A 489-nucleotide genomic window follows, 5' to 3' on the forward strand; every position below is an offset into this window, starting at 1 on the left:
AGGCGAGGGCGGCGGCGCCAACACGCTGCGCTTCGCCATCGAGCATTCGCGCAACCGCATGACGGTGCGTCTGGCCAACGACCTCGGCATGAACGTCGTTGCCGAATATGCCAACCGCTTCGGTATCTACGACAAGATGATGCCGGTACTGGCCATGTCGCTCGGCTCCGGCGAAACGACCGTGCTACGCATGGTTTCGGCCTATTCGGTCATCGCCAACGGCGGCAAGCAGATCAAGCCGACGCTCATCGACCGTATCCAGGACCGCTACGGCAAGACCATCTTCAAGCATGAGGAGCGCGTCTGCGAAGCCTGCAACGCCAGCGACTGGCAGAACCAGGAAGAGCCGAACGTGGTGGATAACCGCGAAACCGTTCTCGACCCCATGACCTCCTACCAGATCACCTCGATGATGCAGGGCGTTATCCAGCGCGGTACGGCCGCCGGCAAGGTCCAGCTCGGCGAACGCGACGTCGCCGGCAAGACCGG

1 protein-coding gene is annotated in these 489 nt (G+C 62.8%); it reads left to right on the forward strand.

Annotated features, from left to right (window positions below):
* A partial coding sequence (locus B3605_RS02030) for a penicillin-binding transpeptidase domain-containing protein (protein ID WP_296431967.1) occupies positions 1-489 on the forward strand: 489 nt, incomplete at both ends.

This window comes from Rhizobium sp. UBA1881 (genome assembly GCF_002338015.1).
Classification (GTDB): Bacteria; Pseudomonadota; Alphaproteobacteria; order Rhizobiales; family Rhizobiaceae; genus Rhizobium.